The sequence below is a fragment of the Mesorhizobium sp. M0802 genome, assembly GCF_040320115.1.
Lineage (GTDB): Bacteria > Pseudomonadota > Alphaproteobacteria > Rhizobiales > Rhizobiaceae > Mesorhizobium.
Map to the genome: position 1 here is coordinate 275,636 of NZ_JAMYOY010000004.1, position 12,437 is coordinate 288,072.

16 protein-coding genes are annotated in these 12,437 nt (G+C 62.2%); 10 read left to right on the forward strand and 6 right to left on the reverse strand.

Features of this window, described 5'->3' with window-relative positions:
- Window positions 1-97 precede the first annotated feature (97 nt).
- Window positions 98-931: an SDR family oxidoreductase gene (locus NKI10_RS09420; RefSeq protein WP_023832021.1), complete on the reverse strand. Its 834-nt coding sequence runs from the start codon at window positions 929-931 to the stop codon at window positions 98-100.
- 154 nt (window positions 932-1,085) lie between these two features.
- Between NKI10_RS09420 and NKI10_RS09425 the strand changes: the two genes are divergently transcribed.
- Window positions 1,086-1,979 carry a LysR family transcriptional regulator gene (locus NKI10_RS09425; RefSeq protein WP_352859634.1) on the forward strand — a complete coding sequence of 298 codons (894 nt, stop codon included), beginning with the start codon at window positions 1,086-1,088 and terminating at the stop codon, window positions 1,977-1,979.
- Between the two features lie 308 nt (window positions 1,980-2,287).
- Here the strand turns inward: NKI10_RS09425 and NKI10_RS09430 are convergent, their stop codons facing one another.
- Entirely contained in the window at window positions 2,288-2,875 is a 588-nt protein-coding gene (locus tag NKI10_RS09430) for a TetR/AcrR family transcriptional regulator (protein WP_352859636.1), read from the reverse strand.
- 102 nt (window positions 2,876-2,977) lie between these two features.
- Between NKI10_RS09430 and NKI10_RS09435 the strand changes: the two genes are divergently transcribed.
- Window positions 2,978-3,793 (forward strand): oxidoreductase, encoded by an 816-nt coding sequence (locus NKI10_RS09435; RefSeq protein ID WP_023715037.1) that lies wholly within the window; start codon window positions 2,978-2,980, stop codon window positions 3,791-3,793.
- Window positions 3,794-3,861: 68 nt separating this feature from the next.
- Window positions 3,862-4,863: an NADP-dependent oxidoreductase gene (locus NKI10_RS09440; protein WP_023702756.1), complete on the forward strand. Its 1,002-nt coding sequence runs from the start codon at window positions 3,862-3,864 to the stop codon at window positions 4,861-4,863.
- Window positions 4,864-4,960: 97 nt separating this feature from the next.
- On the opposite strand, the gene NKI10_RS09445 is transcribed toward NKI10_RS09440, so the two are convergent.
- Window positions 4,961-5,878, reverse strand: a complete 918-nt coding sequence (locus tag NKI10_RS09445; protein ID WP_023693656.1) for a polyprenyl synthetase family protein — start codon at window positions 5,876-5,878, stop codon at window positions 4,961-4,963.
- A 132-nt stretch (window positions 5,879-6,010) separates the two neighbouring features.
- Here NKI10_RS09445 and NKI10_RS09450 point away from each other — a divergent pair, with 132 nt between their 5' ends.
- The 4 genes from NKI10_RS09450 to NKI10_RS09465 all read left to right on the forward strand — a co-directional run bounded on the left by NKI10_RS09450 (window position 6,011) and on the right by NKI10_RS09465 (window position 8,795).
- Complete coding sequence (locus NKI10_RS09450) at window positions 6,011-6,718, forward strand: biosynthetic peptidoglycan transglycosylase (RefSeq protein ID WP_050587122.1); 708 nt, start codon at window positions 6,011-6,013, stop codon at window positions 6,716-6,718.
- A gap of 153 nt (window positions 6,719-6,871) precedes the next feature.
- The gene (rpmF, locus tag NKI10_RS09455; RefSeq protein WP_008834724.1) at window positions 6,872-7,054 is read left to right on the forward strand and encodes a 50S ribosomal protein L32; all 183 of its coding nucleotides are present in this window, start codon (window positions 6,872-6,874) and stop codon (window positions 7,052-7,054) included.
- Between the two features lie 198 nt (window positions 7,055-7,252).
- Window positions 7,253-8,200 carry an agmatinase gene (locus NKI10_RS09460; RefSeq protein WP_023693659.1) on the forward strand — a complete coding sequence of 316 codons (948 nt, stop codon included), beginning with the start codon at window positions 7,253-7,255 and terminating at the stop codon, window positions 8,198-8,200.
- A 193-nt stretch (window positions 8,201-8,393) separates the two neighbouring features.
- Entirely contained in the window at window positions 8,394-8,795 is a 402-nt protein-coding gene (locus NKI10_RS09465) for a hypothetical protein (protein ID WP_023670154.1), read from the forward strand.
- 122 nt (window positions 8,796-8,917) lie between these two features.
- Here NKI10_RS09465 and NKI10_RS09470 read toward each other — a convergent pair whose 3' ends face one another.
- The 3 genes from NKI10_RS09470 to NKI10_RS09480 all read right to left on the reverse strand — a co-directional run bounded on the left by NKI10_RS09470 (window position 8,918) and on the right by NKI10_RS09480 (window position 10,365).
- A complete protein-coding gene (locus tag NKI10_RS09470) occupies window positions 8,918-9,349 on the reverse strand; it encodes a GlcG/HbpS family heme-binding protein (protein WP_023690074.1) in 432 nt (143 codons plus the stop codon).
- 175 nt (window positions 9,350-9,524) lie between these two features.
- Window positions 9,525-9,758: a hypothetical protein gene (locus NKI10_RS09475; protein ID WP_023684002.1), complete on the reverse strand. Its 234-nt coding sequence runs from the start codon at window positions 9,756-9,758 to the stop codon at window positions 9,525-9,527.
- Window positions 9,759-9,837: 79 nt separating this feature from the next.
- The gene (locus NKI10_RS09480) at window positions 9,838-10,365 is read right to left on the reverse strand and encodes a winged helix-turn-helix transcriptional regulator (protein ID WP_023684001.1); all 528 of its coding nucleotides are present in this window, start codon (window positions 10,363-10,365) and stop codon (window positions 9,838-9,840) included.
- Window positions 10,366-10,480: 115 nt separating this feature from the next.
- Between NKI10_RS09480 and NKI10_RS09485 the strand changes: the two genes are divergently transcribed.
- The 3 genes from NKI10_RS09485 (at window position 10,481) to NKI10_RS09495 (ending at window position 12,419) form a co-directional block, all read left to right on the forward strand.
- Complete coding sequence (locus tag NKI10_RS09485; protein ID WP_023727309.1) at window positions 10,481-11,314, forward strand: alpha/beta fold hydrolase; 834 nt, start codon at window positions 10,481-10,483, stop codon at window positions 11,312-11,314.
- Window positions 11,315-11,430: 116 nt separating this feature from the next.
- Complete coding sequence (locus NKI10_RS09490; RefSeq protein ID WP_023683999.1) at window positions 11,431-12,087, forward strand: glutathione S-transferase family protein; 657 nt, start codon at window positions 11,431-11,433, stop codon at window positions 12,085-12,087.
- Window positions 12,088-12,092: 5 nt separating this feature from the next.
- A complete protein-coding gene (locus tag NKI10_RS09495; protein ID WP_352859640.1) occupies window positions 12,093-12,419 on the forward strand; it encodes an ArsR/SmtB family transcription factor in 327 nt (108 codons plus the stop codon).
- Window positions 12,420-12,437 lie beyond the last annotated feature (18 nt).

The window sequence follows — 12,437 nt, forward strand, 5'->3', positions numbered from 1 at the left end:
ACGGGCGCGACATTCGGATTAGCCCCCAGAATTCGCATGAGCCTATCGATGGCGCTCATAAATAGACCTGCGACGACGGCAGTGCTGGATGCGACGTTCAGCTGTCGAAGGCCAGTGAGCCGGATAGCTCCTCATGGGCATCGACCTGCTGCTGCAGCAGAGCGAGTTTCTGCCTGACCATTGCAAGAGCATCGGCACCGGCGATGAACCGACGGGGCAGCTCCGGCTTGTCGACCAGAGTGATCAACGCCTGCGCGAGTTTGGCGGGGTCGCCGACTTGCTGGCCGTTCGCGGCTTTCCAACCCGTTATCTGCCGGGCGCGACGTTCGCTGTAATCGCTGACGAATGACGGAGCATATTGAGTGGATTCGTCCGTCAGCAGCTCCGTGCGGAAAAACCCGGGGTTCACGATCATCGTTTCAATGCCGAACGGCGCCACCTCGGCTTGCAGTGACTCGATCCAGCCATCAACGCCGAACTTTGCCGCGGCGTATGCAGAACAGAACTCAAAGCCGACCAGGCCTGCCGTCGATGAGATGGCAATGACCTTGCCAGAACCCTGCGCGCGCATGACCGGCAGGACTGCGCGGGTGACGTTCATGGCGCCGGTCAGGGTGGACGCGAGCTGAAGTTCGATATGGGCCGGAGTCAGGTCCTCGAAATAGCCGGCATAGAAGCCCGCGGCATTGTTGACGATCACGTCGAGGCGACCAAAGCGGTCCAGGGTTGCCTTCACCGCGGCGTCGGCGTCGGCCGGCTTGGTCACGTCCAACGTGACGACCAAAAGATTGTCCGACTGCCCGATCCCCTTGGCGACCCGATCTGGGTTACGACCGGTCGCAACGACCTTATCGCCGATGGCCAGGGCCGCTTTGGCAAAGTCGAGGCCCATGCCTCGCCCTGCGCCGGTGATCATCCATACTCTACTCATAGTCGTATCCTTCCTGGTCGGTATCTTTCAGTTTATGCCGCGTTGGCTTGGCACGTCCGTCTCAGCGTTTCGTTGTCTGCCAGGTGACATAGGGAATAGGACTCGATACGATTAGCCTCTATAATCTGCATGAAGTTAGAAATGGGATTGATAAATGAGGCGCGGAGATTTCAGCGAGCTGGCAGTCTTCATCGCCGTAGCAGAGGCGGGCAGCTTCACACGCGCCGCAGCAAAGCTTGGTCTATCGCAGTCGGCGCTCAGTTACGCTGTCAGAACGCTGGAACAGCGCATGGGAGTCCGGCTGATCTCACGCACCACCCGCAGCCTGTCCGTGACGGTAGCTGGAGAGCGCTTGCTGCGAAGCCTGCGACCGGCCTTCGATCACATCGAAAGCGAGATCGCCGCCGTCGCCGCCCTGCGCGACAAGCCCACTGGCCTCATTCGCCTGACGACATTCCGGTATGCTGCCAAATCAGTACTGTGGCCCGTCATCGCCAAACTCCTTCTGCAGTATCCGGATATCGAAGTGGAATTGAGCCTGGACGAAGGTCTGGTTGACATCGTTGCAAGCAAATTCGACGCCGGTATCCGGATCGGCGAGCAGGTCCAGAAGGACATGGTGGCAGTAAGGATCGGCCCGGACCTGCGTATGGCGGTAGTTGGATCACCGTCGTATTTTGCAACCCGAACGGTTCCAAAGACACCGCGCGAACTTGGGGAACACAAAGGCATCAGCTACCGTCAGAAGACCGGCGGCGGGCTCTTTGCCTGGGAGTTCGAAAAACGCGGTGAGGAACTTGAAGTCAGGATGAATGGCCCACTCATTATCAATGACGGGGAAATGCTGGAGGCTGCGGCCCTCGCCGGGCTCGGACTAGCATACACATTTGAAAGCCAGGTCGCTCCGTTCGTCGCAGACGGACGCCTGATCCGGGTGCTGGAAGACTGGTGCCAACCTTTCCCGGGCTATCACCTCTATTATCCCAGCCGACGCCAGCACACTGCAGCGTTCGCTCTTCTTGTGGAGGCACTCCGTCTCAAGGCGTGACGGAAGGGCGAAAACACGCCGCTCTAACTTGGCGAAGTGAGTTATCCCTCCCTCATCAGCACAATTTTCGGGCGTCCAATCGATTCCTCCGTCGCAAGTTACCCCCCTTACGGACTGCGTCGCGGTGGCCGTCCGATTCCGAGCCTTGAAGCTGCCAGTCGCTTCCGGCCCTTATGCGGTCATTCCCTGATGCAGGTTGAGATGGCCTCGTGCTGGCAATGGCCGATGACTTTAGGCAAAGCGACCCTTCTTGTAATGCGGCCCGCCATGATGAGGATGTCAGGCTCTTTGCTGCTGCCGCTCTATCTCTAAATGGATGCCTTCTCGCCCTCACGTGGCTGGATCAGGCTGCGCGCGGCGTCTGCTCCTGCCGCAAGGATGCGATCCGACAATTCCGTCCCCGCTGCCGCGCGGGCCAGCTGAAGCGTGCCTATGAGGGTCGCAAAAACGCCCAGGGCGGCGGCTTCCGGGTCCTTGGTCTGCGGAAGTACTGCAGACAACTGGCGCACCAGAACCAGCAAGCGTTCGGTATAGACTTGGCGCGTTTCGGGCGGCTGACGCGCGAGTTCCGGCAACAGGGCGGCCGACGCGCAGCCGGCTCCCGGATTGTCCCGGTGCTCAGCTGACAGATACGCCGCTATGCCCATCTCCGGACCACCGGCTGCCAATACCTCCTGCAGTTGCTGCGACTGGCTCTCCAGTGCCGCTACAAGGCTTTCACGCACAAGCTCCGCCTTGGACTGGAAATGCGGATAGAAGGCTCCGTTCGTCAGTCCGGCGTCGCCCATGATGGCTGCCAGTCCGGACGCGGCGATGCCGTCACCGCGAAAACGCTGGGCTGCGACCTCGACGATGCGATCGCGAGAGGCTTCCTTTCGGCCCTTTTCGTAGCGCATGGCGCTCTTCCTTTCTGCTATTGCATTATAGGTGTAATGTGATATTACGATCATAACTCAATCAACGGCAAAAAGCTAGCCCTCATGTCTGTGGAGTATCAAATGAGTACCCTTTCGGGAAGAACCGCAGTCGTGACCGGAGCCTCTTCGGGCATCGGCCGCGCCACTGCCGAGGCCTTGGCGCGGGCGGGGTATACCGTCTTCGGGACAAGCCGCAGCAAGGCCGGCAACGGCCCGGCTAAGGTGTCCATGCTGACCTGCGACGTGACCGACGGGGAGTCCGTCAGCGCCCTCGTTGCAACCGTGCTGGCCCAGACCGGTCGTATCGATCTGCTGGTGAACAATGCCGGTGTCGGCCTGCTTGGCGGCGCCGAGGAATCTTCGGTCGCACAGGTGCAGGTTCTGTTCGACGTCAATCTGTTCGGCGTCATGCGCATGACCAATGCGGTGTTGCCGTCGATGCGGCGCCGCGGCCAAGGGCGCATCGTCAACATCGGCTCGATTCTAGGATTGGTGCCTGCGCCATACTCAGCGCACTACTCGGCGGTCAAGCACGCGCTGGAGGGCTATTCGGAATCGCTCGATCATGAGGTTCGCGCCTTCAACATTCGCGTCTCGGTCATCGAGCCGGCATTCGTGCGCACCGTCTTCGACCAGAACGGCATCGAGCCGGATTCCCTGTTGAAGGACTACGATCAGGCGCGCGCCGGTCTCAAGGCGCTGCTTGCCGATGTGATGCCCAAAGCCGATCGGCCGGAAGTGGTGGCGGATGTGGTCGTCAAGGCAGCGACCGACGCCCGTCCGCGACGGCGCTATACCGCAGGGAAGGCAGCGCGCCAGGTCAGCCTGCTGCGCCGCTTCGCCCCCGCGGGGATGTTCGACAAGACCTTGCGCAAGCAGTTCCGCCTGCCGGTCTGAACAACGGTGGGACGGAGAATTTCACACACAAACGGCACACCAACGGACACTCTCAGAAAGTCACTGCCATGAAGGCATTCGTTGTCGATAAATATAACAAGAAAGGCATTTTGCGGCTGGCCGAGATGCCGGAGCCGGAGCTGCTGGACAATGACGTCCTGGTCGAGGTCCATGCCGCCGGGGTGAACCTGCTGGATTCCAAAATCAGGACCGGCGAATTCAAACTCGTCCTTCCCTATCGCCGGCCCTTCATCCTCGGTCACGACGTTGCCGGGAGGGTTGTCAGGGTGGGCTCGAAAGTCCGCAAATTCAAACCCAGCGACGCCGTCTATGCGCGGCCGCGCGACGGCCGGATCGGGACATTCGCCGAATTCATCGCAATCGATGAAGCCGACGTGGCGCTGAAGCCGGCGAACCTCAGCATGGAAGAGGCGGCCTCGATCCCGCTGGTCGGTCTGACCGCCTGGCAGGCTCTCATCGAGAGGGCGGGTCTGAAGACAGGCCAGAAGATCTTCATCCAGGCTGGCTCCGGCGGCGTGGGGACATTCGCCATCCAGTTGGCAAAGCACCTCGGCGCGATCGTTGCGACAACAGCGGGCGCGGCAAGCAACGATCTGGTCAGGGATCTCGGCGCCGATGTCGTCGTCGACTACAGGAAGGACGACTTCGAGAAAATCCTGTCGGGCTACGACGTCGTCCTGAACAGCCAGGACGCCAAGACGCTTGAGAAATCCCTGACTGTGCTGAAACCGGGTGGGAAGCTCATCTCGATTTCCGGTCCTCCGGATCCCGAATTTGCCAGGAAACAGGGACTGAACGTGGTGCTAAGGCTGCTGCTGCGGCTGCTGAGCCGTGGTATCAGGACCAAAGCCAAGCGCCGGGGCGTGGGATTTTCGTTCCTGTTCATGTCGGCGCAAGGTGAGCAACTGAGCAAAATCACGTCCCTCATCGAAGATGGGGCGATTCGCCCGGTCGTCGACAGGGTCTTTCCTTTTGAAGCGACCAATGAGGCGCTGGCTTACGTCGAAACAGGACGCGCCAAGGGCAAGGTCGTCGTCAAGGTCAGATAGCGCGCCCAGTTGCTTTGGGGCATTTGAGAGACACCAAAGCAAGGCAGCGCAAGGCCGACAAATTCCGAAAACGGTTCGGCATCCGATCGCCCAAACCTCAGTTGTTGCGGATTGCAACGAAGCTTGCCGCTGCCTTCAGCAAGGCTGCCTGTCCGCCGTAAGGCTCGAGCAATTCATGGGCCTGCTTGACCAGCCCATGGAGCTGGCTGCGCGCCCAGTTCGCGCCATGCAGCGCCACCAGCGTCGCCTTGCCGGCGGCTGCGTCCTTGCCGGTCGCCTTGCCCATCTGGCTGGCATCGGCGGTCAGGTCGAGCAGGTCGTCGGCAAGCTGGAAGGCAAGCCCGACCGCCGAGCCGAATTCGGCCAGCCGGTCGCGGTCCTGCGGTGCGGCGCCGGCAATGATCGCGCCGGCTTCGCAGGCGAAGCGGATCAGCGCGCCGGTTTTCATCGCCTGCAGCCGGATAATGCCGGCTTCGTCCGGCCTGTTGCGCTCGGCTTCGAGGTCGAGCGTCTGCCCGCCAACCATGCCCCCGGTGCCAGCCGCGCGCGCCAGCGCCAGCACCAGCGCCGCCCTGCGCTCCGCCGGCAGCGCCGTCGCCTCATCGGCGAGGACATCGAAGGCAAGCGTCAGAAGCGCATCGCCGGCAAGTATGGCGGTAGCTTCATCGAAGGCCTTGTGCACGGTCGGCTGGCCGCGGCGCAGATCGTCGTCGTCCATGGCAGGCAGATCGTCATGGATCAGCGAATAGCAATGCACGCATTCGAGCGCCGCCGCCACGCGCATCGCCGCCTCGCCATCGGCGCCAAAAAGGGCGGCACTTTCCATGACCAGGAAGGGGCGCAGCCGCTTGCCGCCGTTCAGCACGCCATGGCGCATGGCCGCCATCAGACGCTCCGGTCGGGCGATCTCGCCGGCAAGCGTGCGGCCGTCGAGCAGCAGCCTGAGCCCGGCCTCGATCGCCGCCGCCCGCCCCAGAAGTGCGGCCTCAAAGGCCAATTGCTCGTCTTTCGTCATGGCCGGGAGCGGTAGCCGACACTCAGACGTTGCGCAAGAAGCCTCGCGCCATTATGCCGGAGGCGGGAGAGTGGCGCGGGTGGGGGCGGCTTGACGGAACCGATCGTCGATCATGAAACCGAAGGGTTTGAGATGGCGCGACCAAGGCGCGTGAACCGCGCCGGTCTGAAGCGCCTGGCACGGCGCGGCCTGGTCGTCGCCGTCGTGCTGGCGGCGATACCCATTGTGCTGACCTTCCTCTATCTGCCGTCCTTCGTGCATCCGATATCGACCTTGATGGTCAAAGACCTCGCGACCTTCTCCGGTTACGACCGGCGCTGGGTGTCGATCGACGATGTGTCCCCGGTGCTGGCCAATTCGGTGATCATGTCGGAGGACGGGCAATTCTGCTTCCATCGCGGCATCGATCTCGGCGAATTGCGCGGCGTCGTCGACGATGCGCTGGCCGGCGAGGCGACGCGCGGCGCCTCGACCATCACCATGCAGACGGTGAAGAACCTTTTCCTGTGGTCGCGGCCGCTGGGCTCGGTGCGCAAGGTGGTCGAACTGCCGCTGGCCGTCTATTTCGACGCGGTGATGTCGAAACGGCGGATCATGGAGATCTACCTCAACATCGCCGAATGGGGGCCGGGCATTTACGGCATCGAGGCGGCGGCGCAGCACCATTTCGGCGTTTCGGCCAAACAGCTGTCGCGGCGGCAGGCGGCATTGCTGGCCGTCTCGCTGCCCAATCCGATCGCCCGCAATCCGGCCAAGCCCGGTCCGGGTCTGCGGCGGCTGGCGTCGCTGATCGAACGCCGCGCCGGCCGTTCGGGCGCGTATGTCGGTTGTCTTGATTAGGTAGAACCGCTGCCAGTTCAAAAAAAATCGCCACGGTGCTGGCCAAAACGGCGCAGGGCGTGTATAGGCACCCGACTTTCTCAGATTATGGCCCTGACGCGGCCCTTTCACGAGGGCTATCGGGGCATTTTGACCATGTAGTGGAGCATATCCATGGCCGTTCCGAAACGAAAAACCTCTCCGTCCAAGCGCGGCATGCGCCGCTCGGCCGACGCTCTCAAGGCCCCGACCTATGTCGAGGACAAGAATTCCGGCGAAATGCGCCGCCCGCACCATATCGACCTGAAGACCGGCATGTATCGCGGTCGCCAGGTGCTGACGCCCAAGGAAAGCTGAGACCAGCTTTCGAAGGGTTTGAATGCCAAAAGAACCGGCCATTGGCCGGTTTTTTTTGCGTTTGGTGCGCCGCGCCGCCAACTATGCCAAAGACCGGGCGTCCGTGGCGATACAAGCTGCGGCGGCGGTGCTGTATTGAGTCCGCATGCCTTGTCGCGGCGCTTCCGCGCGATGATCGACCGGCTTCAGAGGGACCGCATGACCAAGCTCACCACAGCACCCCGCGATGTCTTCCAGACCTTCATGAACTTCCCGCTGGTCGAGGACCTCGATGCGCTGAAGGCGGATGTCGCCATCATCGGCATGCCTTACGGCAGTCCCTACACGATCGACGAGCTGGTCAACGACCAGACCAACGCGCCGACCGCGGTGCGGCGCGCCTCGCAGCGCATCAGCCTCGGGCTCGACCGCTATGATTTCGACATTGGCGGAACCCTGTTCGACGGGCAGGACGTCAAGGTGGTCGATGTCGGCGATGTTCCCGGCGATGCCGCCGGCGGCCACTACAGGTTGGCCGAAACGGCGATCCGCAAGATCCGCGTCGCCGGCGCCTTGCCGATCACCATTGGCGGCGATCACGGCATTCCAATCCCGATCCTGCGGGCGCTTGACGACGAAGGGCCGATCACCCTGGTTCAGATCGATGCCCATCTCGACTGGCGCGACAATGTCAACGGGGTCAGGGAAGGCTATTCCAGCCCCATCCGCCGCGCTTCGGAGATGGCGCATATAGCCGGGATTTTCCAGCTCGGCATCCGCGGCCAGGGCAGCGCCCGGCTCGAGGAGGTCGAGGCGGCCCGCGCCTACGGCTCCAACATCGTCACCGCCAATGAATGGCAGGATATCGGTACGGCGGCGCTGCTCAAGCGCATCCCGGACCGTGGCCGCTATTACCTGACCATCGATGCCGACGGTCTCGATCCCGCTGTCATGCCGGCGGTCGAAGGGCCGGCGCCTGGCGGCATCAGCTACCGGCAGACGATCGAACTGATCAAGGGCCTGTTCGCCAAGGGACGTGTCGTCGGCATCGACATCGTCGAGATCGCGCCGGCGCGCGACGTCAACGAGATCACCTCGATGACCGCCGGCCTTTTCATCCTCAACGCTATCGGCGCCGCCGTGCGGACAGGCCAGTTCAAGCGCTGAATCCCGGCGTGTCGGTGGTCAGCCGGGGCAACTGTGGCTGACAGGGTTGTTTCGCGCGGTCTTTTTCCGTGTTTGCGGGCGCTAGCGAAAAATCTTGACGGCGTGCCTGCGGGGCATTCTACAGAAGGTGCCCCCATTGTTTAGGCAATTCCTTGGGAAACCGCTTTCCTGGAATTGCTAGAGGAGACGCCTGATGTTCGGTGCCATCCCGCTGCTGATCGTGCCCTTCGTGGCCTACAATCTCGGACTCCTCGGAATATTCGGCAGCGGCGACGATCCGTGGGCGACCGAGATCTTCTCGTTCAGCATGATGTCGGGCGGAGTGTTTTCGATGACGCTCGGCGACTTGATGGTCGTGATCGGGCTGATCTTCCTGTTCCTCGAAATGGTGAAGTCGGTGCGCACCACGAACGCTTCGATCATGGACCATCTGTTGTCGACGCTGGTCTTCGTGGCGTTCCTGGTCGAGTTCCTGCTGGTGAAGGGCGCGGCGCACTCCGTCTTCTTCACGCTGATGGTGATCGCCCTGTTCGATGTGCTGGCCGGGTTTTCGGTGTCGATGCGGTCGGCGAGTAGAGACATAAATTTGAACTAGCCGCCTTCGTTGGATGGTCGCATCCGTTCGCGATTGGCGTGGCTGCTCTTTCTGGTCGTCATCCCAGGGTCTTCGCGACGGAGTTTCGCTCCTGCTTCGCCCTGGGATGACGAAGCTCCCCCTCAGCCCGGATCGGCGGTGAAGCCCGCCGCTTCGATGCCGGCGATGGCGGCGGCCTCGTCATTGTCCGACGTATCGCCCGAAATTCCGACGGCGCCGATGACGGCGCCTGCCTTGTCGCGGATCAACACGCCGCCGACGACCGGCAATACGCGTCCACCCGAAACGTCCGAAATGCCGGCGACGAGATGCGGCCGCTCCTTGGCGAAAGCCTCGACACGGCGCGAGCCCATGCCGATGGCCAGCGCCCCATAGGCCTTGCCGGCCGACATTTGCGGGCGCAGGAACGAGGCGCCGTCCTGACGCTGGAAGGCGACGAGATGCGCGCCGGCATCCAGCACGGAAACGCCGAGCGGCTTGAGCTTCAGCTCGGCGCCCTTGGCGAAGGCGGCGTCGATGATGTGCTTGGCTTTTTCGAGGGTCAGTGCGGTCATGGCTGTCTCCTGATCAAAACGCGTCAATCATCGCCTGACATGCGGGATGCGAAATCCCGGTTGCGGTTGAAATTGCTTCGCGTGGGAAAGCGGAAATGGCGGGCATTGCTGATCGTGGCACATGGCCGATACGATCCGCCGGCATCCAGATCGGGCGTCGATGAAGAAGGCCGCGCTATTTTTTCTTGGCTCGGGGCGCTTTCTTGACCGGAACGGCAGGGGCGTTGGCGAGGTCTTCCGCTTCCTTGGCAAGGCGCAATGCCCGGAGCTTGTTGGTCTTGGCCTGGCGGGCGTCGGCCTCGGCGACATACTCCGCCATCGCCTTTTGCCGCACCGTGGCTGCCTCTTCCTGCTTCTTGAAACGCATATCTGCCCTGGCGCGGGCAGTATCCTTAGAGTTCTCGACCAAGAGCGTTATCCAATCCCGTAAATTATGTTTTTCAGCCCCTTGATAGCAGAGCCGGCCTGATAATGGGGAAATAAGTTGGTCAAGCGGCCGGGGCCTCGATGCCGCTCGACGCCTTGCGGGCTACCACCGCCTCATATCCGGCCTGCAATGTAGCGCGGACGGAAGGCTGCGCGGGTGTGGCGACAGGCGTGCCCAGATGGTCGTGGCGCAACTCGTCCATGAACTGCTCCCACATTGGCGGCCCGCCTTTCTCCAGCAGCTCGGCGCGGATCGAAAGCTCCTCGCTCACCGGCAGCCAGACGCGGCCCCAAGCGCCGAGATGCGCCATGATCGGCACCAGCGTGATGGCCATCTCGGTCAGGCTGTAGATCGCCTTCTGCTTGTGCGAGGGGTCGTCGGCCTTGGTCAGCATGCCGAGTTCCATCAGCCGCTTCATCCGGTCGGCCAGGATATTGGAAGCGATGCCCTCGATCGAGCCGTTGAGCAGTTCGCGAAAGTGGCGTTTGCCGCCAAAAATCATGTCGCGCAGGATGATCAGGCTCCAGCGATCGCCGAACACTTCCAGCGACAGATTGATAGGGCATCCCGAGCGGTGTTCGGTTTTCATCCGACTCTCCTCAAAAAACCGGTTGCATTATCGTATCAGTTTTATTATCGTGCAACCGATTGCAAAATGCAACCAGTTTGATTGGCCTTTGATTGGCCGATAGGAGGAGAGTCCCATGACAAGGGCCGCAGCACCCGAAATCGTCTCCCAGACGTTTGGCGATCCCGGAGATCCAGCCATTCTGCTGATCATGGGCGCCATGGCCTCGATGCTCTGGTGGCCGGAGGCGCTCTGCAAAAAGCTCGCCGGCGAAGGCCACTTCGTGATCCGCTACGACAATCGTGACACCGGCCTGTCGACCAAATATACGCCGGGCGAGCCGCCGTATACGTTCGACGACATGGCGGACGATGCGGTGCGCGTCCTCGACAGTTGCGGCATCGGCAAGGCGCATGTGATCGGGATGTCGATGGGCGGCATGATCGCGCAACGACTGGTGTTGAAACATCCCTTGCGTGTCATCTCGCTGACCGTAATCAGCAGTTCGCCGGTGGGGATCGACACATCGCAGCTGCCGGGAACGACCGAAGCCTATATGGAGCACTCGGCCGATGGCGCCAGAGTCGACTGGTCGAACCGCGACCAGGTGGTCGGCTTCGTCGTCAAGGATGCGCGTGCGATCGCCAGCACCGCGCATCCCTTCGACGAGAAGGCGATGCGGGCGTTCGTCGAACGGGACTACGACCGATCCGGCGGCTTCCTGAGCGCGACTAACCATTTCATGCTGAAGAGCTGCGAGGATCTGAAAGGACGCCTGCGCGAGATCAAGGTTCCGCTGCTCGTCATTCACGGGACATCGGATCCGATCTTTCCGGTCGAGCATGGCGCAGCCCTTGCCGACGCTGTTGCCGGCGGGCGGCTTGTCCGCGTCGAAGGCGGTGGCCACGAACTGCATCCCGACGACTGGGGCACGATCGTTGCCGCCATCGTCACGCATACCAAACCCTGAAGGCAGTCTGGAACCTTGACACATTCGCCTCACGGAAATAGTTAAGTAATTGCTTCAGTGTCGGCGCAGGCTGGCACCGCTCCAGCATCGGCGAACCACAAACAGACGAGCAAAAAATGTCCCTGACCTTCCATTTCCATCCGCTGGCATCGTTCTGCTGGAAACCGCTGATTGCGTTCTACGAGAACGACACGCCCTTCACGCCGGTTATCGTCGACCTCGGCGACGAGCAGTCGCGGGCAGCATTCCTGAAGGTGTCGCCGACCGGCAAGATGCCGGCGCTGCGTGACGATGCACGCAATCGCACGGTGCTGGAATCGACCATCGTCATCGAATATCTGGCCGCGCATTATCCCGGGCCGGTCGAGCTCATCCCGGCCGAGGCCGACCTTGCTCTCCAGGTCCGCCAGGCCGACCGTTTCTACGATTTCTACGTGCAGGCTCCGATGCAGAAGATCGTCGGCGACAGGTTGCGCCCGCAGGACAAGACCGATCCGTTCGGGGTCGAGGAAGCGCGCGCGCAACTGCGCAACGCCTATGCGATCATCGAGGAGGAGATGCGTTCGAAAATCTGGGCGGCCGGCCCCACCTTCACCATGGCCGACTGCGCGGCCTCGCCGGCGCTGTTCTACGCCAACAAGGTCGAGCCGTTCGGCGACAGCTATCCGGCCGTGAAACACTACCACGACCGCCTGCTCAAGCGGCCGTCCTTCGCCCGGGTGGTCGAGGAGGCGCAGCCCTACTTCAAGTTCTTTCCCTACAATAACGGCTGATCGCGATGCTGCACGATCCCGCCCAGCTCGACCTGATGTTCCAGGCGCTCTCAGACCCGGCCAGGCGCAGCATGGTCGAACGGCTGTCGCGTGGGCCGGCCTCGGTCAGCCAGTTGGCCGAACCGCTGGCGATGTCGCTGTCGGCCGTCGTCCAGCATCTCAACGTGCTCGAAGCAAGCGGGCTGGTGCGCTCGGAAAAGCTCGGCCGCGTGCGCACCTGCCAGATCGCGCCGCAGGCGCTGCGCAGCGCAGAACACTGGATCAACGAACGGCGGCTGACATGGGAGCGTCGGCTCGACCGGCTCGGCGATTTTCTCGCCGGGACCGAATGACCTGAAGCAGAGGAGAAA

Bases quoted from the DNA above. Each gene is read 5' to 3' on its own strand.
- NKI10_RS09420 (WP_023832021.1), bottom strand. From the start codon at position 931: ATGAGTAGAGTATGGATGATCACCGGCGCAGGGCGAGGCATGGGCCTC.
- NKI10_RS09425 (WP_352859634.1), top strand. From the start codon at position 1,086: ATGAGGCGCGGAGATTTCAGCGAGCTGGCAGTCTTCATCGCCGTAGCA.
- NKI10_RS09430 (WP_352859636.1), bottom strand. From the start codon at position 2,875: ATGCGCTACGAAAAGGGCCGAAAGGAAGCCTCTCGCGATCGCATCGTC.
- NKI10_RS09435 (WP_023715037.1), top strand. From the start codon at position 2,978: ATGAGTACCCTTTCGGGAAGAACCGCAGTCGTGACCGGAGCCTCTTCG.
- NKI10_RS09440 (WP_023702756.1), top strand. From the start codon at position 3,862: ATGAAGGCATTCGTTGTCGATAAATATAACAAGAAAGGCATTTTGCGG.
- NKI10_RS09445 (WP_023693656.1), bottom strand. From the start codon at position 5,878: ATGACGAAAGACGAGCAATTGGCCTTTGAGGCCGCACTTCTGGGGCGG.
- NKI10_RS09450 (WP_050587122.1), top strand. From the start codon at position 6,011: ATGGCGCGACCAAGGCGCGTGAACCGCGCCGGTCTGAAGCGCCTGGCA.
- rpmF (WP_008834724.1), top strand. From the start codon at position 6,872: ATGGCCGTTCCGAAACGAAAAACCTCTCCGTCCAAGCGCGGCATGCGC.
- NKI10_RS09460 (WP_023693659.1), top strand. From the start codon at position 7,253: ATGACCAAGCTCACCACAGCACCCCGCGATGTCTTCCAGACCTTCATG.
- NKI10_RS09465 (WP_023670154.1), top strand. From the start codon at position 8,394: ATGTTCGGTGCCATCCCGCTGCTGATCGTGCCCTTCGTGGCCTACAAT.
- NKI10_RS09470 (WP_023690074.1), bottom strand. From the start codon at position 9,349: ATGACCGCACTGACCCTCGAAAAAGCCAAGCACATCATCGACGCCGCC.
- NKI10_RS09480 (WP_023684001.1), bottom strand. From the start codon at position 10,365: ATGAAAACCGAACACCGCTCGGGATGCCCTATCAATCTGTCGCTGGAA.
- NKI10_RS09485 (WP_023727309.1), top strand. From the start codon at position 10,481: ATGACAAGGGCCGCAGCACCCGAAATCGTCTCCCAGACGTTTGGCGAT.
- NKI10_RS09490 (WP_023683999.1), top strand. From the start codon at position 11,431: ATGTCCCTGACCTTCCATTTCCATCCGCTGGCATCGTTCTGCTGGAAA.
- NKI10_RS09495 (WP_352859640.1), top strand. From the start codon at position 12,093: ATGCTGCACGATCCCGCCCAGCTCGACCTGATGTTCCAGGCGCTCTCA.